This is a genomic window from Mobilicoccus sp., assembly GCF_032060985.1.
Lineage (GTDB): Bacteria > Actinomycetota > Actinomycetes > Actinomycetales > Dermatophilaceae > Mobilicoccus.
On record NZ_DAMBGD010000014.1, the window covers coordinates 33923 to 53186 of the forward strand.

A 19264-nucleotide genomic window follows, 5' to 3' on the forward strand; every position below is an offset into this window, starting at 1 on the left:
AGGTGAGAACCGGAGTACGGATCGGCGTCGACGTGGGCGCGGCCAGGGTCGGACTGTCGAGGTCCGACCCTGCCGGTGTCCTCGCCACGCCGGTCACGACCCTCGTCCGCAGCGACCCGGACGACGTCGACGGCGACGACATGCGGGCCCTCGTCGACGCCGTCGGCGAGCACCGCGCCCTCGAGGTCGTCGTCGGTCTGCCACGCTCCCTCTCCGGTGAGGAGGGCGCGGCCGCCGGTCACGCCCGTTGCTACGCCACGGCCCTCGCACGCGCCGTGGCGCCGGTGCCGGTCCGGCTCGTCGACGAACGCCTGACGACGGTGGCGGCCCACCGGAACCTCCACGACAGCGGGCGGCCCGGGCGACGGCACCGCGAGGTGGTCGACCAGGCTGCCGCGGTGCTCATCCTCCAGACCGCACTCGATCACGAACGCGCCGGCGGAGCGCCGCCAGGCGAGCTCGTCACGACGCGCAAACCCCGACGCAAAGGAACCCAGGGATGACCGACCGAGACGGTGCCGACGCGGACGACGTCCGACGCGGGCGCTCCGCGAAGGACGACGTCCCGCAGCCGGGCCACGACGACCGGTCGCTCGACGACCCGGACGCCGGGGGTGCGGGCACGAGCGACGAAGACGCGAGCACGGAGAGCGTGACCGAGCGGGACGCTCCCCGCTACGACGCGCTCCTCGCCGCGCAGCGCGGGGAAGGGCACCTGTCGGCCCGTGACGAGGCGCACGACGACGAGCCCGACGTCCACGAGCACGAGGGCGAGCACGTGGACGAGGTGCATCCCGAACACGGTCACCTCGAGCATGAGCACGAGCACGAGCACGCCGAGCACGGGCACGACGACGACCCGCACGGAGACCTGTTCCACGCCCACGGAGCCACGTCGGTGAGCGCCGACCACGGGCGCGGGCGCCGGTTCGCCGTGCTCGGGATCGCCGTGGCCCTCGTGCTCGCCGGGGTGTTGCTGGCGGTGCAGTTCCTCGCCCCGATCGTCGGTGGGCTGCTGGAGAGCAAGGACTTCGAGGGACCGGGATCCGGCTCGGCCACCGTCGTCGTCCATCAGGGCGACACGGGCCGCGCCATCGGGGAGACGCTGCAGCAGGCCGGGGTCGTCAAGACCCCCGAGGCGTTCGAGAAGGCCCTCGCCGAGAACCCCGGCGACGAGATCCAGCCGGGCACCTACGTCCTGCCCACGCAGATGAAGGCCGCCGACGCGCTCAGCCGACTGCGCAGCGGAGAGGCGCGCGACGAGAACACCGTGACGCTGCGCGAGGGGCTGCGGGCCACCGACGTCTTCGCGGAGCTGTCGAAGGCGACCGGCGTCCCCGTCAAGGACTACGTCGCGGCGTCGCGGAAGCCGGCCGAGATCGGCCTGCCCGCGGCGGCCAAGGGCAAGGTCGAGGGGTACCTGTTCCCGGCGACCTACACCTTCGCCCCCAAGGCCACCGCCGCCGAGCAGCTCAAGGAGCTCGTCGGTCAGGCCGTGGCGCGGTACTCCGCGCTCGGCGTACCAGCCTCGAAGATGCAGGAGATCGTGACGATCGCGAGCATCGTCGAGTCCGAGGCCCGTCTCGACGCGGACCGGCCCAAGGTCGCCGCGGTCATCGAGAACCGCCTCCGGATCCGCATGCCGCTGCAACTCGACTCGACGGTGTCCTACGGCGTCGGCAAGCGCACGATCACGACGACCGACGCCGACCGCAAGGACGACAACCCCTACAACACCTACCTGCACACCGGACTGCCCGCGGGGCCGATCGGCAACCCGGGTGCCGCCTCCGTGCAGGCCGCCCTCAAACCGGCCGAGGGCAAGTGGCTCTACTTCGTCACGATCAACCCCAGCACGGGCGAGACCGTGTTCGCGGAGACCCACGACGAGCACAACGCCAACGTGCGCAAGTTCCAGGCGTGGTGCCAGGCGAACCCGGGCAAGTGCTGACTCACCGCGCCGGAGTCGTCGGAGCACCGGTCGAGCACTCGCTCTCCCCGGTGCTGCACCGGGCCGCCTACGCCGCCCTCGGGCTCACCGGATGGTCCTACGAGCGGTTCCGCATCGGCGGGGAGGGCGACCTGGACCTGCGCACCTTCGTCGAGGATCTCGGTGGTGACTGGGTGGGGCTCTCGGTGACGATGCCGAACAAGGAGCCGGCCCTCGAGCTGGCGGTCGCGGCCACCGAGCAGGCCCGTCGCATCGGCGCCGCCAACACCCTCGTGCGCCGCGAGGACGGGTGGGTCGCGGCCAACACCGATCCCGACGGCATCGTCGGGTCACTCCTCGAGGCCGGGGTCGGCACGGTCCGACGGGCCGTCGTCCTCGGCTCGGGGGCCACCGCCCGGTCGGCCCTCGACGCCCTCGCCCGGCTCGGGTGCCGGGAGGTGCGTCTCGCCGTCCGCGGGGAGGTGCGTCCGCCGACGGCGGCACTCGCGGCCAGGCTCGGCATGACGGACGGCCGCGGCGAGCCGGTGACCGTGCGTCTCGGCGATCCGGGTGCGGTGTCCCGGGCCTGCGCGGAGTCGGCGGTCGTCGTCTCCACCCTGCCCGCCGGGTCACCGCTCGGTGCCGAGGCCGGCTTCGACCCCGAGACGGACCTCACGAGTACCGTCCTCCTCGACGCCGTCTACGCCGACTGGCCCACCCCACTTGCGCGGTGGGCGGGGGCGTGCGGGGCGCGCGTCGTCCCCGGCTCGGAGATGCTGCTCCACCAGGCCGCGGCGCAGGTCGAGCTCATGACCGGACGTTCGGCGCCGGTCGAGGCCATGCGGGCCGCTCTCACCGAGGCGCTGGGGTCCCGACTCTCCTGCCGCTGACCGGTGGCGCCGCGTCCACCGCCTGAGCAGTGCGAAGGCTCGTCGGTAGGACGTGGAACGATACGGCCATGCGTTGGTTGACCGCCGGAGAATCACACGGTCCGGCGCTCATGGCCGTCCTCGAGGGGTTGCCCTCGGGGGTCGAGGTCACGAGTGCGGACATCCAGGAGGCGCTCGCGCGCCGTCGTCTCGGCCACGGGCGCGGAGCCCGGCAGGCGTTCGAGCAGGACGAACTGGAGATCATCGGTGGCCTGCGCCACGGCGTCACCCTCGGCTCGCCCTTCGCGCTGCGCATCGGCAACAGCGAGTGGCCCAAGTGGCGGACGGTGATGAGCCCCGACCCGGTGCGTGAGGAGGAGTACGCCGCGGCGGACGACGTCAACGCCCCCAAGGAGATCGCCCGCAACCGACCGCTCACCCGTCCGCGGCCCGGTCACGCCGACCTCGCGGGCATGCAGAAGTACGCCTTCGGCGACGCCCGTCCCGTGCTCGAACGCGCCTCCGCACGCGAGACGGCCGCCCGGGTGGCGCTCGGTGCCGTCGCCGCGGCCTACCTCGAGCAGACGGCGGGCATCCGGCTCGTGTCCCACACGGTCGCCATCGGCGGAGCGGGGGTGTCCGACGCGGCGCCGCTGCCGGGCCCCGACGACGTCGTCGCCCTCGACACCGACCCGGTGCGGGCGTTCGAGGCGGCCGGGTCGGCGGCGATGGTCGCCGAGATCGACGCCGCCCACAAGGACGGCGACACGCTGGGCGGGGTCGTCGAGGTGCTGGCCTACGGGTGCCCGCCCGGCCTCGGCTCACACGTCCACTGGGACCGGCGGCTCGACGCCCGGCTCGCCGGTGCACTCATGGGCATCCAGGCGATCAAGGGCGTCGAGGTCGGGGACGGATTCCGCACGGCGACCCGCCGCGGCTCGGCCGCCCACGACGAGATGGCCCGCGACGAGCAGGGTCGCATCCGGCGGGCCACCAACCGGGCCGGCGGCACCGAGGGGGGCATGTCCACCGGTGACGTGCTGCGGGTGCGCGCCGCGATGAAGCCGATCAGCACGGTGCCGCGGGCCCTCGCCACCGTCGACGTCGTGAGCGGTGAGGCGGCCACGGCGATCCATCAGCGCTCCGACGTGTGTGCGGTCCCGGCCGCCGGTGTCGTCGCCGAGGCGATGGTCGCCCTCGTCCTCGCGGAGGCCGTCGCCGAGAAGTTCGGTGGCGACAGCGTCGCCGAGGTGCGGCGCAACGTCGAGGGCTACCTCGACTCGATCCCCGAGGGCATGCGATGAGCGCGCCCACGCAGGCCGGGACCTCCGGTCCGGGAGAGGTCCGTCCGCTCGTCGTGCTCACCGGCCCGCCGGGGGCCGGCAAGTCGACGGTGGGGGCCGCGCTCGCCTCCCGACTCGGGGTCGACCTCGTCGACACCGACGACCTCGTCGAGCAGCGCGCCGGGGTCAGCGTGCCCGAGATCTTCGTCGAGCAGGGCGAGGCCGCGTTCCGCGGGCTCGAGAGGGACGCGGTCGCCGACGCCCTCAGCGGGCACCCCGGGATCGTCTCCCTCGGTGGCGGGGCGATCCTCGACCCCGACACCCAGGCCCGCCTCGCCGGGCACCGTGTGGTCTTCCTCGACGTGAGCCTGCGCCACGCGGCCCGACGCTCCGGGTTCGACCAGGGCCGCCCGCTGCTCGCGCTCAACCCGCGCGGGCAGTGGCTGCAGCTCATGGCCGACCGACGACCGATCTACGAACGGCTCGCCTGGGCGCGGGTCGACACCGACGACGCGAGCGTCGAGCACGTCGTCGAGCAGATCGTCGCCGCCCTCGAGGGGCGGGAACCGGAGGTGGGGGAGTGATGACGGAGCACACGACGCCCGGGGGCACGACCGGACCCGAGGCCTCCCCGGCCACGGAGACCGTCGTCCACGTCGGCGGCGAGCCCGGCACGGCCGGGGCGTACGACGTCGTCGTGGGCCGGGGGATCGCTGCGCGGGTCCGCGACCTCGTGCCCGCCACCGCGGCACGGGTCCTGCTCATCCACGCCGCGCCGGTCGAGTCACTCGCGCGACGTCTCGCGGACGTCCTCACCGCGCGGGGGGTCGAGGTGCACCTCGAGGAGCTGCCCGACGCCGAGGCGGGCAAGACGATCGACGTCGCCACGGGGCTGTGGGGCGTCCTCGGACGCGCCGGGTTCACGCGCACCGACGCCGTCGTCGCCGTCGGCGGTGGGGCCGTCACCGATCTCGGCGGCTTCGTCGCCGCCACCTGGCTGCGCGGGGTGCCGCTGGTCAACGTGCCCACGACTCTGCTCGGCATGGTCGACGCGGCCGTCGGGGGCAAGACCGGCATCAACACGGCGGAGGGCAAGAACCTCGTCGGCGCGTTCCACCCGCCCGTCGGCGTCCTGTGCGACCTCGACGTGCTCGCCACCCTGCCACCGCGCGATCTGGCGGCGGGGCTCGCCGAGGTCGTCAAGGGCGGATTCATCGCCGACCCAGTGATCCTCGACCTCATCGAGGGCGACCCGCAGGCGGCGCGCGACCCCGCCTCCCCGGTGTTGCGGGAGGTCGTCGAGCGCAAGATCGCGGTCAAGGCGCACGTGGTCACCGCCGATCTGCGGGAGTCCTCGCTGCGGGAGATCCTCAACTACGGCCATACCTTCGGCCACGCGATCGAGCAGGCGGAGTCCTATCGGTGGCGGCACGGCGACGCGGTCTCGGTCGGCATGGTCTTCGCCGCCGAACTCGCGCGGCGCACCGGACATCTCGACGAGACGACCGTGGCCCGGCACCGCCGGATCCTCGCCTCCCTCGGCCTGCCGACGTCCTACGACGGTGCGAGCTGGGAGGAGCTGCTCGTCGTCATGGGCCGAGACAAGAAGACCCGGGGGGCGACCCTGCGATTCGTCGTCCTCGACGGGGTCGGGGAACCCACCCGCCTCGTCGGTCCGTCGCCCCAGGATCTCCGCGCCGCCTACGACGCCGTCCGCAGCCCCGGGGCCTGAGCGCACACGCCACGTCCGCGCCGCTCGGTCACGACCAGCCGTCGAACCCGACTACGCGAGCGTCGTCGGGTTCGACGACCACACGGGTCACAGGAGGCCGGCGTCGTGCACCCGCACGGCGATCTGCACGCGGTTCTCGACGCGGAGCTTCTCGAAGATCTTCGAGACGTGCGCCTTGACCGTCGCCACGCTCATGTAGAGCTCGGCGGAGATCTGCGCGTTCGACAGGCCTCGACCCACCGCGACCGCGACCTCGTGCTCACGCTCGGTGAGCACGGACAGCGCGGTGAGGGCGTCGCGGCGACGGTCGCCACCGTCCCCCCGGGTCGCCGCGGCGACGACCTGACCGATGACGGTCGGGGAGAACGCCGGCTCACCCGCGGCGACGGCGAGGATCGCCGCGACCATGCGCTCCGGGGGCGTGGCCTTGAGGAGGAATCCCGACGCCCCCGCACGGAGGGCGTCGAGCACGAGGTCGTCGGCATCGAACGTCGTGAGGACGAGCACGGGCGGCGCCTGGGGGCGGGAGCGCAACGCCCGGGTCGTCGCGACGCCGTCGCGGCGCGGCATGCGGATGTCCATGAGCACGACGTCGGGGCGGGTGCGTTCGACGACGTCCTCCGCCTCGATGCCGTCGGCGGCCTCGCCGACGATCCGCACGGGGCCGTCGCCGCCGAGGATGAGCGCGAGGCCCTGACGCACGAGGGCGTCGTCGTCGACGACGACCACCCGGACCGGCTCGGTCGCCCCGTCCGGGGCGGGGCCGTGGGCGCTGGGAGGGGGCGTGCTCATGAGGGACTCCGTTCGGGCCAGGGGACGACGAGGCGGGTGAGGTACACCTCACCGGTGGGGCCGTGCTCGAGACGCCCGCCCGCGAGGTCGGCGCGTTCACCCAGGCCCAGGAGTCCGAGGCCGCTGGTCGGCGCGGTCTGCGGCGTGGCGACCCCGGCGGGGTCCCGGCGGGGCGGCAGGGCGGAGAAGAGTCCGCTCGCGTTCGGGCCGTCGCGGCCCTCGGGCACGGGCAGGGGGTTGCTCACGGTGACGACGAGGTCCTCCCCACGCCGTTCGACCCCGATGTCGACCGGCGTCCCCGGCGCGTGCTTGCGAGCGTTGGTGAGGCACTCCTGCACCGACCGGTAGACGTGGCGACCCAGGGGGTCGGGGACGTCGGCGGGGTCGATGTCCAGGTCGAGGCTGACGCTCTGACCGGCGGCGACGGCGTCGGCGACGAGGGTGTCCAGGTCGGCGATCGTCGGCTGTGGCGGTTCGGGGGCGGTGCCGCTGCTCGGGGCGTCGGTGCTCGCGGCGTCGGCCTCCGCCGGCTCGCGCAGCACACCGAGGATGTCGCGCAGCTCGACGAGCGCCGTGTGGGCGTTCTCCTGGATGAGCCGTGCCGCGCCGCTCACCTCCTCGGGGCTGAGGTCGGTGCGATAGGCGAGCGCACCGGAGTGCATGGCGACCGTGGAGATGCGGTGCGCGAGGACGTCGTGCATCTCCCGCGCGATCCGCGAGCGCTCCGCGGCGCGCGCCTGCAGGGCCCGGGAGTGCTGTTCGCGTTCGGCGGTCTCGGCGCGCTCCCGCAGGGAGTCGAGCAGGTCGGCGCGGGCGCCGAGGTAGAAACCGACCGCGAGGACGAGGCTGTGGGCGAGGGCGACGAGGACGCCGATGAGCCACCACCACGTGGGGTTCAGGTCACCCGCCTCGCCGTTCGGTTGCCACGCCTCGGCGGCGAGGGCGGCGCCGGTCGCGAGGACGAGCACGAGGACGGCCGGGGCGACCCGCCGACGCTTGCCGAGGGAGACCGCGGCGAACGCCCAGGCGCCGGTGACACCGGCGGAGACGGCGAGGCACAACGAGAGGACGACCGAGAGCGCGACCGGGAACCGGTGCCGCAGCGGGAGCAGGAACAGGGCCACGAGCCCGACGACGAGGTCGAGCCACACGATCGCCGTCTGCAGGTCGCTCGCCGCGGCCGGGTCGACATCGGGGAGGTTCAGCGCCCACACGCCCAGCGTGATGAGCAGGGCGAGGGCGTACTTCCCGAGAACCGACGGGCGTGCGGCCCATCGGCGCGGGACCTGCGGCGCGCTCGTCATACGTCCAGCGTACGGAGGCACGGCCGGACGACGACACGGTCTCCGGTCGGTGATGGGAGCGACCAAAGTCGGGGCGCCCGATCGTCGTCCGGCGATCGTTCCGGGGCGAGCGGCGGTGTCGCGAGCTGCTCCTGCGGTCCGGTGCCGGCGCACGGATCCGAAAATCGGGTGAGGCTGTCGGTGGCGATGCCTACCATCGATGCACGTGACCACCACTGCGACCGCCGCGCCCGCATCCGCCCCGGCGTCAGGGCCCTCCGCACCGACCCGCACCGTGACGTGGCGGCGCCTCGCCTCCGTCACCGCGGGGGCGGCGCTGTTCGCCCTCGCGCTCGGCTCGGTGGGCACATCCCTGGGCGCGGTCGTCGCGGGGCGGCTCGCCGAAGGGGTCACGTGGCCGCTCGTCGGTGTGTTCGCCGCGTGCGTCGTCGGCGGCGCCGTGCTCGACACCCTCGGCCGTTTCCTCTGGGCCGGGGTCGCGGACCGCGCCGAGGGCGCCCTGCGCGAGGACCTCCTCGACGCCGCCCTCGGGCAGCCGCTGCCCGCGCTCTCCGAGCAGGCGGTTGGCGAGGTGCTCGACCGCGTCGACGACGACAGCCGTGAGGTCGGCTCTCTCGTGCGTCTCCAGGTGTGGATGATGCTCCGCGCGATCATCTCGGTCGTCCCGATGCTCGTCGTCGCCACCGCGACGTGGTGGCCCTCGATCATCGTGTTCCCGCTGTTCACGGTCGCCGCGTTCTGGTCGATCCGCGGCCTGCTCCCCCCGATCACCGAGCGCAAGGTGGTCGAGGAGGCCGCGTGGACCGATCACGCCGCCGTCCTCGAGGAGGGCATCGCGGGTCGCGACGACCTGCGCACGAGCCTCGGGCAGTCGTTCGCCGTGCGGCGGCTCGCGGCCCTGTCGGCGGAGGTCCACCGCCGCTTCCTCGACGTCCTCGTCCTCGAACGGTCGGTGGTCCTGCGCACCGGGCTCATCCTTCACGGACTCCTCGCGGCGGTGTCGGTGGCCGGGGTCGTCCTCGCGGTCACCGGCCGTCTCTCCCTCGCCCAACTCGTCACCCTGTTCCTCATCACCGCGACGTTCGTCGGCTCGGTGGGCCGCGTCGCCGAACAACTCCCGGATCTGCAGGCCGGGCTCGGTGCCGTCGTGCGCCTGCGGCAGATGCTCGCCGTCGAACCGGAGCCGGTCGGCGGTGAGTCACTGCCCGACGGGCCCGTGGGGCTCGAGTTTCGCCACGTGTCCTTCGCCTACGCCGAGGGCACGTTCGCCCTCGAGGACGTCGACCTCGCCGTGCCCCCCGGTGCCACCCTCGCCCTCGTGGGACGGACCGGGTCGGGCAAGTCGACCCTCGCCTCGCTCGTGTCCCGCGCCGTCGAACCGCGCCGCGGCGACGTCCTCCTCGGCGGCACCGACGTCCTCGACCTCGACCTCGAGGCCCTGCGGCACGCCGTCGGCGTCGTCACCCAACGCACCGAGATCCTCGCCGGCACCCTCGCTCAGAACATCACCCTGTTCGCCGAGATCCCCACCGACCGCATCGAGGCCGTCGTCGACGAACTCGGCCTCACCGACTGGGTGGCCGGGCTGGAGAACGGCCTCGACACCCTCCTCGGCCCGGGCGGCACGACGCTGTCGGCCGGCGAGGAACAGCTGCTCGCCTTCGCCCGGCTGCTCATGCGCGACGTGCAGCTCGTCGTCCTCGACGAGGCCACCGCCCGCATGGATCCGCTCACGGAGGCACGCGTCGTCGCCGCGTCCGACCGCCTGCTCCGCGGCCGCACCGGCATCCTCATCGCGCACCGTCTCTCGACGATCGCCCGCGCCGATCTCGTGGCCGTCCTCGCCGCCGGCCGGGTCGTCCAGGCCGGCCCCCGCGCCGAGCTCGCCGAGACCGCCGGCCCCTACCGTGACCTCCTCGACGCCGCCGCCACGACGCCGGACGGTGTCGTCGACGTCAGCCCGCAGGCCGAGCACCGTGGGCGGGACGCACACGGCGGTGCGGGTGGGGTGGGCCCCGACGACGAGACGACACCCTCGGGCGCGAATCCCCGGCACCCGGCCGTCGCCTCGGTGTATCCCGACCTCGACCCGGCCGAGGCCGCCGGCGGCACGACCGGCCCGGCTGCCGCCCCGGATCCCACGGTGCGCGCCACGACCGACGCCGTCCTGGCCGACGACGATGTCCACGTCCGGGTGCCGACGTGGGACGCCGATGCACCCGACGTCGATACACGCGAGGTCGGCTCACCGGACGGCGTCGAGGACGAGACGCGTTCGGTCACGGGTGAGGCACCGGCGGCCCTCGGCACGGCGCGGCGCCGCGGCGAGGTGCCCGAGGCCCGCGACCCCGGTGACGGGCCGTCGCTCGCGCGCGGCGTCGTCAGTGCGCTGCTCGTGCGTCCGCCGTGGGGCCTCGTCGCCGTCGCCCTGTTCTCCGTCTTCGCGCTCACGGGCGCGACGGGCAGCCTCACCGGCTACGCGTGGGGTCACACGGTCGAGAGCATCTCCCACGGTGGGCGACCGTGGTGGTGGCTCCTCGGGGCGGTGGCCTCGACACTCGTCGGTCCGATCGCGTTGGCCGTCGCGATCGTGCGCTACCCGCGCTGGTGGGTTGAGGTGTTGCTCCGGGTTCGCATGGCGGTGCTCGTGGGACAGACCGACCAGCGTCGTCTCGCCAAGGTGCCGCCGGGTGAGGTCGTCGCCCGCGCGATGGACTCCGACCGGTACGCCCGATACGCCGACCGCTGGGTCGACTTCCTCAACGGTCTCCTCGTCGCCGTCGTCACCGCGGTCGCCGCCCGCACCTGGCTCGCCGGCCTCGTGCTCATCGTCGTCATGGTCGCCTCCGCGTCCGCCTCGGCGCTCGGGCGGCCCGTCGCGGGTCGATCAGCCGCTCGCGCCTCCGCGGCGCGGGCCACGTTCGGACGGGTGCTCGTGTCCGCACTCGAATCGGCGCGCACGGTCAAGCTCGCGGGGCGCACCCCGCAGATCCGGCGCCACCTGCGCGCCGTCGACGCCGGGCGCGTCGAGGCGGCCGTGCGCGAGCACCGCGTCCAGGCCCTGCTCGACGGAGTTCCCACCGTCATGGTCCAGGCGGGCGCGGTCGCCGCGTGGGCGGCCGTCATCGGCGGCCGGTGGGGTCTCGCGACGGCGCTGCTCGTCGTCAACGCCGTCAACGGCTTCGACTGGTTCGGGCGGGTCGCCGGCGCGGTCGTCACCGAGGCCCCCGGCACGCGGGCGTGGCAGGTCGCGACGAGCCGGATGGCCGGAGGGGTCGACCTCGTCGACCTGCCGCCCGGGGTCGACCTCCTCACCGGAGAGGCACCCGAGCCCCCGCACGTGCCGCGGGTCCCCCTCGAGCGGCTCTCCCTCCGCGGTCTGTCGGCGGTCCACGAGGACGGCACGATCGGCGTCGAGGACGTCGACCTCGACATCGACCGCGGCGAGCTCGTGCTGCTCGTCGGCCAGGTGGGCGCGGGCAAGTCCAGCCTGCTGCGGGCGCTCGCCGGACTCACCGACCACCGGGGGTCGATGCGCTGGAACGGCCGTGACATCGACGACCCCGAGCTGTTCCTCCGCCCCGGGCAGGTCTCCTACGTCGCCCAGGTACCGAGGGTGCTCTCGGGCACGTTCGCCGACAACATCCGTCTCGGCCACGACGACCGTCCGTTCGGGGAGCCCGTGAGCGACGCCCGTCTCGACTCCGACGTCGAGGCCGCGGGAGGACCGTACTCCGTCGTGGGACACCGCGGAGTGCGCCTCTCCGGTGGGCAGGTGCAGCGCCTCGCCCTCGCCCGCGCGCTCGCGGCCGAGGCCGAACTCCTCCTCGCCGACGACGTGTCCTCCGCGCTCGACGCCCGCACCGAGATCGAGCTCTGGCAGGCGTTGCGCGTCCGCTCGACGACGGTCGTCGGGGCGAGCTCCAAGCGGGCCGCCCTCGCGCAGGCGGACCGGGTCGTCGTCCTCGTCGAGGGCCGCGTCGCGGCGGTGGGGCCGTGGGCGTCGTTGGCGTCGAGGTGGAGTCACCTGGCCGGCTGAGTCGCCGGACACCGGGGGAGTGACCGCGCCCGCGGGTGCGGGCCGGGTCACTTCTCCCGGGGCCGGGTGATCTGCGTGTACGCCGGGTCGCCGAAGACGTCGTAGCGCACGTCGGTGACCCCCGGCGAGGAGACCGCCGCGACGTGGACGTCGAACAGTGGCACGACGGGCATGGCGGTGAGGATGCGCCGCTCGGCGGCCTGGAGCCGGGCGACCCGTTCGGTGCCGTCGAGGGTGACCGCGCGTGCGAGGGCGACATCGGTCGTCGGGTCGTCGTAACCGGTGTCGTTGGTCATGGCCCCGCTCGCGAACCGCGGCGTGAGGAAGTTCTCCAGGAGCGGGAAGGCCATCTGCCAGGTCGTGAGGCGGGGCCCGGTCTCGGTACCGGTCGCCACGGCCTGCCGCAGCGCCTCCGAGGAGGGGTAGGCGCGCCCGGTGCACGCGATGCGCAGATGGGTCTGCAGGTCGGCGCAGATCGCCGTGACGGCGGGACCCTCGTCGTGGTCGGCGGCGTAGGCGATCGTGAGGCCGCCGGGCAGCCCGCCCGCACCCTCGAGGAGGTCCTGCGCCGCGTCGGCGTCGAGGCGGCAGGCCGCCCCGCAGAGGTCCTGGTAGTGGCCCTCGACGACGGGCGGGGCGAGGTCGGTCGCGACGTCGCGGGTCCGTCCGTACACCTCGCGCCCGAGGGTCTCCCGGTCGAGCGCCATCGAGATCGCGGTGCGGCGGGCACTGCCGGCAGGCCCGGTCCACGGTTCGCGCGTCACCGGGAACGCGATCCCCGTGGCTCGGCCGACGGGCTGGTCGACCGCGTGGGTGCCGAACGTGTCGAGGTAGGTGGGCAGCGCCTCGGTGGGGAGCACGTCGAGGACGTCGAGGCGCCCCTCGCGCACGTCGCGCAGGGCCACGGCCGGGTCGGTGTAGGTGCGGAACTCCAGACCGGGGTTGAGGGCCGGGTCGCCCGCCGTGTAGGCCCGGTTCGGCTTGAGGGTGAGGGTGTCCCCGGCGTTCCACGTCCCCTCGAGGAGGTAGGGCCCGTTGCCCACGGGTCGGTGGGCGAACCCGTCGGGGTCGGTGAACGCGACGTCGGGAAGCGGCGCGAGCGCGACGTCGCCGAGCCGCTGCTCGAACCCCGGGTGAGTGTGGGTGAGGGTGATCGTGAACGTGTGCGGACCGGTCACCGTGAGGCCCGACAGGCCGGGGGAGCGACCGGCCGGCAGCCCGGGGGGTGCGGCCGCGCGCGTCGGTGCGGCGGCGGGGTCCACCGGGACGAAACCGTGCACGGGCGCGAGCAGGTCCCGCTGGCGCCTGGGACGGGTGGGGTCGGCGAGACGGTTCCACGCGTCGACGAACGAATCCGCGGTCACCGCCTCTCCGTCGGAGAACCGCCACCCCTGCGCGAGGGTCACCTGGTAGACGCGGTGGTCGGTGGTCTCCACGGCGGTCGCGACCTCGGGGATCGCCTTGCCCTTGGTGTCGTAACGGAACAGGCCCCGCTGCAGGAGGTCCGCGATCCGGGCGGTGCCGGGATCCTGGGTGTCGGTGGGATCGAAGCGGCCGGGCCGAGGGAGGGCGCCGACGACGACGGGGTCGCCGGCCTCGGGGGTGTGGGTCGGTGAGGTGGCGGCCGGTGGGGTCTGCTCGTCCGGCGCCGAGCACGCGGTGAGGCCGACGGGCAGCAGGGCGGCGACCACGGCGACGCCCAGCGATCGGAGGCGGCCCCGCGGGTCGACACGACCGGCGACCCGGCGAGGTCGCCGGGAGGCGCTGCCGGGGCGTGGCGGGCGCGGCTCGCTCACGACACCTCCTCGGGCCGGTGGCGGATGGCTGGGGCACGCCCGGGAGCCGGGCGCAGTCGTCGTCATTCTCGCAGGGCGAGGAGGCCGCAGGGGACGCCTGGGCGGAGCGGGCGCGCGGCCCCGGTAGAATCGTGCGGGTTCCGCCGCGATCGACCTCGCGGCACCCGCGCGAGCTGCCGCTCACGACCGAGCCCTCGCGCCCCGACGCTCGATCCCGACGACAGAGAGATCCTTACGTGGCGACCACGAACGACCTGAAGAACGGCATGGTGCTCAAGATCGAGGGCCAGCTGTGGACCGTGCTCGAGTTCCAGCACGTCAAGCCGGGCAAGGGCCCGGCCTTCGTCCGCACCAAGATGAAGAACGTCATGTCGGGCAAGATCATCGACAAGACCTTCAACGCGGGCACGAAGGTCGAGACGAGCAACGTCGACAAGCGCACGATGCAGTACCTGTACAAGGACGGCGACGAGTTCGTCTTCATGGACGGCAAGACCTTCGACCAGATCCACGTGAGCAACACGGTCGTCGGCGACGCCGAGAAGTACATGCTGGAGAACCAGGAGGCCGTCGTCGCCACGCACGAGGGCAGCCCGCTGTTCGTCGAGCTCCCGACCTCGGTCGAGCTCGAGATCACCTACACCGAGCCGGGTCTGCAGGGCGACCGCTCGACCGGGGGCACCAAGCCCGCCACCCTCGAGACCGGCGCCGAGATCCAGGTGCCGCTGTTCCTCGAGACGGGCACCAAGGTCAAGGTCGACACCCGCGACGGCAGCTACCTCGGTCGCGTCAACTGATGACCGACCGGCTCGAGTTCTCCTCGGCTCCCGTGCCCGACCCGGCGCGGGAGCCGCGGGACGCCGCCGACCCCTCGGCCCCCTCCGCCGGGCGCGGGATCGACGAGCTCGCGTTCCGTGAGGCCCAGGCGCGCGAGGCGCAGGCGGAGGCCGAGCCCGGTTCCGGAGCCGCCGAGGCCGCCGGTGCGCCGGAGGGCGACGCCGGGCGGGAGGTCGAGGCCCCTCACGAGGACGACCTTCGCGACGCCGAGCCGGACGAGGAGGAGGAATGGTCCTCCGGCCCGCTGCCGGTGCCGTCCTCCCTTCCGGAGGGCGCGGTGCTCTCCGAGGAGACGCCGCGGCGCGGCGAGCGTGGCCGACTCACCTCGGCGCGCAGCAAGGCCCGCAAGGCCGCCGTCGAGCTGCTCTACGAGGCCGAGCAGCGCGGCATGAACGCCGGCACGCTGTTGGACGAGCGGGTGGCCCGTCCGACGACGCAGACCCCGTTGCGGGAGTACACCGTCGAGTGCGTGCGTGGCGTCGTCGAGCACTGGGTCGAGATCGGCGAGACCCTCGAGACCTACAGCCGTGGATGGCGCCTCTCGCGGATGCCCGCGGTCGACCGCGCCATCCTGCGCGTGGGCACGTGGGAGATCCTCCACAACGACGACGTCCCCGGCGGCGTCGCCGTGTCGGAGGCCGTCGTCATCGCCCAGGTGCTCTCGACCGACGACTCTCCCTCGTTCGTCAACGGGCTCCTCTCCCGCATCGAGGAGACCGCCTGAGAAGGCGCCGGGTCTCGGGTGCAGACCGCGCCGACGTGGTCGGCGCCCGCTGACGTGCATCCGGCGCCGGGCGGTCGTCGGTCCCCCGCTCTAGGGTGACGACCATGACCGACGACACCATGCCTCAGCGCGATCCCGACGACCAGATCACCGGCCCCGACGACGTCATCGGTGGTGGCAACGCCGTCGCGGGTGGCGACCCGGCCCGTGGCGCCGCCCACCCCGATCAGCGGGGGGAGGCGCCGACCGACTCCCAGGGCGAGGTCATCGGCGCCGGCGCACCGGGAAACTCCACCGAGAAGGACCCCTCGCAGTGGGTCACCGGCGACGAACCGATGACCGGTGCGCAGAAGAGCTACCTCGACACCCTCGCGCGGGAGGCCGGGGAGACCCTCCCTGCCGACCTCACCAAGGCCGAGGCCTCCGAGCACATCGACCGTCTTCAGGGCAGGACCGGGCGGGGACGGAACTCGTGAGCCGCTGACCTCCGCCGACCCCACGAGCGCGGCAGGTCCCGCCATACACGACCGGCCGGCACGGAGGTGCTCCGTGCCGGCCGGGTGCTCGTGGCGCCGTGTGCGGTCAGGCCTTCTGGACGGTGATCGTCCAGCTCGCGTCACCCGTGCGGTCGAAGTGGGTGACGGGGTAGCCGTTGTCGGCGGCCCACGTGGGGATGGCCTCGGTCGCCTGGGTGCAGTCGAAGCCGATGACGAGGTCGTCGCCGATGGCGAGTTCGCTCATCGCCTGCTTGGCCTCGACGAGAGGGAACGGGCAGACCTGACCTTCGGTCTCGAGGATGCGGGTGGCCATGGTCGGCCTCCTTCCTGACCGGGGGAACCGGTCGACGGGAACAGGGAACAGGGAACGGGGAACAGGGGACGGGGACCGTCGACCGGCGGAGCCGGCGGTCGCCATCGGGCTCAGACGCCGGCGGTGACGGTGGTCTCGGAGGTCTCGGCGGCCGAGGTGCCGGGGCGGACCTGTTCGGCGCCGCGGTGACCGATGATGAAGACCTTGGCGGCGGCACCGGTGCCGAGGAGCATGAACGCGAACGCGAGCCACCCCTGGTAGGTGAACTGGGCGGTCTGCACCATGGCGTTGCCGATCGTGCAGCCTCCGGCGAGCGAGGCGCCGACCCCCATGAGCACACCGCCGGTGACCGAGCGCACGGCGATCTGCGCCGAGGGCACCCGGACGCGGAACTCACCACTCGCCTTGGCGGCGATGAACGAACCGACGAGCAGGCCGAGGACGAGCATCGTCCCCCAGTCCAGGTACGTCGCCTCGCCCGTGACGAGCAGGTTGACGAGGTTGCTGCTCGGGGTGGTGATGCCGAGGCCGTCGTTGCGCCCGGTCGCGGTCGACAGCGGCCATGCGGCGATCGCGATGGCGCCGATGACGAGCGCGGTCGCGAAGGGGTGCCAGGGCTTCTCGAGCAGCAGGTGGGCGAGCCCGGTGCGGCGCGGGGGCAGGGTCGCGACGACGCGCTTGGGCTTGCTCAGGTGGTGGTGGGCGGCCATCCCGACCGCGGCGACGAGCACGGTGACGAGCACCCACGGCGAGACACCGAGCGTCTCGTGGATCGAACGCAGCGGCACGGTGACCGAGCGGACCCCGTCGTTGAACCCCTTGAGCAGGCCGGTCTTCATCATCGCGCTGGCCCCGGCGTACGTGATGAGGGCGAGCCAGCTACCGACGAGCCCCTCGCCCGCGCGGTAGTACGTGCCGGTCGCGCAGCCGCCGGCCATGACGATGGCGAACCCGAACACGAACCCGCCGAGGATCACGGCGAGGATCGGGAGGTCCTTGGTCACGGGGTGGATCGCCCCGAGGCCGACGAGCGCGAAGATCCCGACGCTCTGGACGGCGACGACGATGAGGAACGCGGTGAGCCAGCGGGTGTTGCGGGTGACGAACACGTCCCGGAACGCGCCGGTGACGCAGAAGCGACCCCGCTGGAGCACGAAGCCGAGCACCGCGCCGAGAAGCAGGCCGGTGATGATCATGGGGGGAACTCCTCGAAGGTGAGAGGCGGACGCGGCGGACGGCAACGACCTGAACGGCGCTGCCACCGTGTGGGTCCGGCGCCGGAGGGGCGTCATGGGGCGGCAACGACCATCTCGCCCGAGGTATTCCAGATCAAATGGATCTCATAATGCAGACTTATGTACAGGATCTGACGGAGCCCCGTGTCGAGGCAGCCCGGACACGCCTCGGGGGCGCCGTGACGACCTGCGTCGCGGCGCCCCCGAGACTCCGGTATGGGGATGTGTCAGGCGGTCGTGCGGTGCTCGCGGTAGTAGGAGATGAGCGCCCGGGTCGAGGGGTCCTGCGCCTCGAGCGCCTCGGCGTCCCCGGCGACCGCGGGGGTGATGCGGGTGGCGAGCTGCTTGCCGAGCTCCACACCCCACTGGTCGAAGGAATCGATGCCCCAGACGATGCCCTGGACGAACGTGATGTGCTCGTAGAGGGCGATGAGCTGGCCGAGCACACTGGGGGTGAGCGCCGGCGCCATGATCGACGTCGTCGGCCGGTTGCCCTCGAACACGCGCGCAGGGATGACGGATTCGTCGGTGCCCTCGGCGCGCACCTCGTCGGCGGTCTTGCCGAACGCGAGCGCCGCGGTCTGCGCGAAGAAGTTGGCGAGGAACAGCTCGTGGACGTCGGCCTCGCCGTCCTTCAACGGGTGCGCCGGGTTGGCGACGGCGATGAAGTCGGCCGGCACGATGCGGGTGCCCTGGTGGATGAGCTGGTAGAACGCGTGCTGACCGTTCGTGCCGGGCTCGCCCCAGAAGACCTCACCGGTGAGGCAGGTGACGGGCGTGCCGTCCCAGCGCACGGACTTGCCGTTGGACTCCATCGTGAGCTGCTGCAGATAGGCCGGGAACCGGTGCAGGTACTGCGCGTAGGGGAGGACGGCATGGGTCTCGGCCTCGAGGAAGTTGACGTTCCACACGTTGAGCATCCCCATGAGGACCGGGACGTTCTTCTCGAGCTCGGTGGTGCGGAAGTGCTCGTCCATCGCGTGGAACCCCGCGAGGAGGTCGGCGAAGTGCTCCGGCCCGATCGCGACGGCGAGCACGGTGCCGATCGCGGAGTCCACGGAGTACCGGCCGCCGACCCAGTCCCAGAACCCGAACGCGTTGTCGGTGTCGATGCCGAACTCGGCGACCTTGTCCAGCGCCGTCGACACGGCGACGAAGTGCCGGGCGACGGCCTCGCCGTGCGACTCGGCCCCGGAGATCGCCCCGGCCTCCTCGAGGCTGCGCAGCAGCCAGGACTTGGCGAGGCGCGCGTTGGTGAGGGTCTCCAGCGTCGTGAACGTCTTGCTCGCGACGATGAACAGCGTGGTCTCGGGGTCGAGGCCGCGGGTCTTCTCGGCGACGTCGGTGGGGTCGATGTTGCTGACGAAGCGGCACTCGAGGCCCTCCTGCACGTACGGCTGGAGCGCCTCGTACACCATGACCGGCCCGAGGTCGGAGCCGCCGATGCCGATGTTGACGACCGTCTCGATGCGCTTGCCGGTGACACCGGTCCACTCCCCGGAACGGACCTTCTCGGCGAACGCGTAGACGCGTTCGAGGGTGGCGTGGACGTCCTCGTCGACCTTCTGCCCGTCGACGGTGAGCGCGGGGCTCATACCGGTGGGGCGACGCAGCGCCGTGTGGAGGACCGCGCGGTTCTCGGTGACGTTGATGCGCTCGCCGGCGAACATCGCGTCGCGGCGCTCGGTCAGCCGGACGTCACGGGCGAGCTCGAGGAGGGCACTGACGACCTCGTCGGTGATGAGGTTCTTGGACAGGTCGACGTGCAGGTCGGCGGCGGTGAACGACAGCCGCTCGGCACGCTGGGGGTCCTCGTCGAACCAGCGGCGGAGGTCGGCGTCGAGCCATCCCTCGAGCTGGGACAGCGTGGCCCAGGCGGTGGTCTCGGTCGGGTCGATCGGCGTGGTCATTGG

At 73.2% G+C, this 19264-nt stretch carries 16 protein-coding genes; 10 read left to right on the forward strand and 6 right to left on the reverse strand.

Features of this window, described 5'->3' with window-relative positions:
* The first annotated feature begins 2 nt into the window (after positions 1-2).
* From ruvX to aroB, 6 genes are all read left to right on the forward strand, one after another.
* Complete coding sequence (ruvX, locus tag RT054_RS11425; protein WP_313023667.1) at positions 3-503, forward strand: Holliday junction resolvase RuvX; 501 nt, start codon at positions 3-5, stop codon at positions 501-503.
* Positions 500-1951 carry an endolytic transglycosylase MltG gene (gene mltG / locus RT054_RS11430; protein ID WP_313023668.1) on the forward strand — a complete coding sequence of 484 codons (1452 nt, stop codon included), beginning with the start codon at positions 500-502 and terminating at the stop codon, positions 1949-1951. Before ruvX ends, mltG begins: the two co-directional genes overlap by 4 nt.
* Complete coding sequence (locus tag RT054_RS11435; protein WP_313023669.1) at positions 1945-2820, forward strand: shikimate dehydrogenase; 876 nt, start codon at positions 1945-1947, stop codon at positions 2818-2820. The genes mltG and RT054_RS11435 overlap by 7 nt, the downstream gene beginning before the upstream one ends.
* Positions 2821-2888: 68 nt before the next feature.
* Positions 2889-4103: a chorismate synthase gene (gene aroC / locus RT054_RS11440; protein ID WP_313023670.1), complete on the forward strand. Its 1215-nt coding sequence runs from the start codon at positions 2889-2891 to the stop codon at positions 4101-4103.
* On the forward strand, positions 4100-4666 hold the full coding sequence (locus tag RT054_RS11445) for a shikimate kinase (protein ID WP_313023671.1): 567 nt from the start codon (positions 4100-4102) through the stop codon (positions 4664-4666). Before aroC ends, RT054_RS11445 begins: the two co-directional genes overlap by 4 nt.
* Positions 4666-5814 (forward strand): 3-dehydroquinate synthase, encoded by a 1149-nt coding sequence (gene aroB, locus RT054_RS11450; protein WP_313023672.1) that lies wholly within the window; start codon positions 4666-4668, stop codon positions 5812-5814. Before RT054_RS11445 ends, aroB begins: the two co-directional genes overlap by 1 nt.
* A gap of 87 nt (positions 5815-5901) precedes the next feature.
* Here aroB and RT054_RS11455 read toward each other — a convergent pair whose 3' ends face one another.
* Positions 5902-6606, reverse strand: coding sequence for a response regulator transcription factor (locus RT054_RS11455; protein ID WP_312720446.1), 705 nt, complete (start codon positions 6604-6606; stop codon positions 5902-5904).
* Positions 6603-7910: a histidine kinase gene (locus RT054_RS11460; protein ID WP_313023673.1), complete on the reverse strand. Its 1308-nt coding sequence runs from the start codon at positions 7908-7910 to the stop codon at positions 6603-6605. Before RT054_RS11460 ends, RT054_RS11455 begins: the two co-directional genes overlap by 4 nt.
* Positions 7911-8115: 205 nt before the next feature.
* Between RT054_RS11460 and RT054_RS11465 the strand changes: the two genes are divergently transcribed.
* Complete coding sequence (locus tag RT054_RS11465) at positions 8116-11949, forward strand: ATP-binding cassette domain-containing protein (RefSeq protein WP_313023674.1); 3834 nt, start codon at positions 8116-8118, stop codon at positions 11947-11949.
* A 47-nt stretch (positions 11950-11996) separates the two neighbouring features.
* On the opposite strand, the gene RT054_RS11470 is transcribed toward RT054_RS11465, so the two are convergent.
* Positions 11997-13745: an ABC transporter substrate-binding protein gene (locus RT054_RS11470; RefSeq protein ID WP_313023675.1), complete on the reverse strand. Its 1749-nt coding sequence runs from the start codon at positions 13743-13745 to the stop codon at positions 11997-11999.
* 236 nt (positions 13746-13981) lie between these two features.
* Between RT054_RS11470 and efp the strand changes: the two genes are divergently transcribed.
* The 3 genes from efp (at position 13982) to RT054_RS11485 (ending at position 15782) form a co-directional block, all read left to right on the forward strand.
* Positions 13982-14542, forward strand: coding sequence for an elongation factor P (efp, locus tag RT054_RS11475; protein ID WP_312720456.1), 561 nt, complete (start codon positions 13982-13984; stop codon positions 14540-14542).
* Positions 14542-15306, forward strand: coding sequence for a transcription antitermination factor NusB (nusB, locus tag RT054_RS11480; protein WP_313023676.1), 765 nt, complete (start codon positions 14542-14544; stop codon positions 15304-15306). Before efp ends, nusB begins: the two co-directional genes overlap by 1 nt.
* Before the next feature lie 266 nt (positions 15307-15572).
* Entirely contained in the window at positions 15573-15782 is a 210-nt protein-coding gene (locus RT054_RS11485; protein ID WP_313023735.1) for a DUF3072 domain-containing protein, read from the forward strand.
* A 106-nt stretch (positions 15783-15888) separates the two neighbouring features.
* On the opposite strand, the gene RT054_RS11490 is transcribed toward RT054_RS11485, so the two are convergent.
* The 3 genes from RT054_RS11490 to pgi all read right to left on the reverse strand — a co-directional run bounded on the left by RT054_RS11490 (position 15889) and on the right by pgi (position 19261).
* On the reverse strand, positions 15889-16116 hold the full coding sequence (locus tag RT054_RS11490) for a sulfurtransferase TusA family protein (protein WP_312720460.1): 228 nt from the start codon (positions 16114-16116) through the stop codon (positions 15889-15891).
* A gap of 110 nt (positions 16117-16226) precedes the next feature.
* Complete coding sequence (locus tag RT054_RS11495) at positions 16227-17312, reverse strand: YeeE/YedE family protein (protein ID WP_313023677.1); 1086 nt, start codon at positions 17310-17312, stop codon at positions 16227-16229.
* Positions 17313-17578: 266 nt separating this feature from the next.
* Positions 17579-19261, reverse strand: a complete 1683-nt coding sequence (gene pgi / locus RT054_RS11500) for a glucose-6-phosphate isomerase (RefSeq protein ID WP_313023679.1) — start codon at positions 19259-19261, stop codon at positions 17579-17581.
* Positions 19262-19264: the final 3 nt, after the last annotated feature.

Excerpts from the sequence above, each read along its gene's own strand:
- RT054_RS11455 (WP_312720446.1), bottom strand. The coding sequence starts at position 6,606 with ATGAGCACGCCCCCTCCCAGCGCCCACGGCCCCGCCCCGGACGGGGCG.
- aroC (WP_313023670.1), top strand. The coding sequence starts at position 2,889 with ATGCGTTGGTTGACCGCCGGAGAATCACACGGTCCGGCGCTCATGGCC.
- pgi (WP_313023679.1), bottom strand. The coding sequence starts at position 19,261 with ATGACCACGCCGATCGACCCGACCGAGACCACCGCCTGGGCCACGCTG.
- RT054_RS11490 (WP_312720460.1), bottom strand. The coding sequence starts at position 16,116 with ATGGCCACCCGCATCCTCGAGACCGAAGGTCAGGTCTGCCCGTTCCCT.
- mltG (WP_313023668.1), top strand. The coding sequence starts at position 500 with ATGACCGACCGAGACGGTGCCGACGCGGACGACGTCCGACGCGGGCGC.
- aroB (WP_313023672.1), top strand. The coding sequence starts at position 4,666 with ATGACGGAGCACACGACGCCCGGGGGCACGACCGGACCCGAGGCCTCC.
- RT054_RS11495 (WP_313023677.1), bottom strand. The coding sequence starts at position 17,312 with ATGATCATCACCGGCCTGCTTCTCGGCGCGGTGCTCGGCTTCGTGCTC.
- nusB (WP_313023676.1), top strand. The coding sequence starts at position 14,542 with ATGACCGACCGGCTCGAGTTCTCCTCGGCTCCCGTGCCCGACCCGGCG.
- RT054_RS11460 (WP_313023673.1), bottom strand. The coding sequence starts at position 7,910 with ATGACGAGCGCGCCGCAGGTCCCGCGCCGATGGGCCGCACGCCCGTCG.
- RT054_RS11445 (WP_313023671.1), top strand. The coding sequence starts at position 4,100 with ATGAGCGCGCCCACGCAGGCCGGGACCTCCGGTCCGGGAGAGGTCCGT.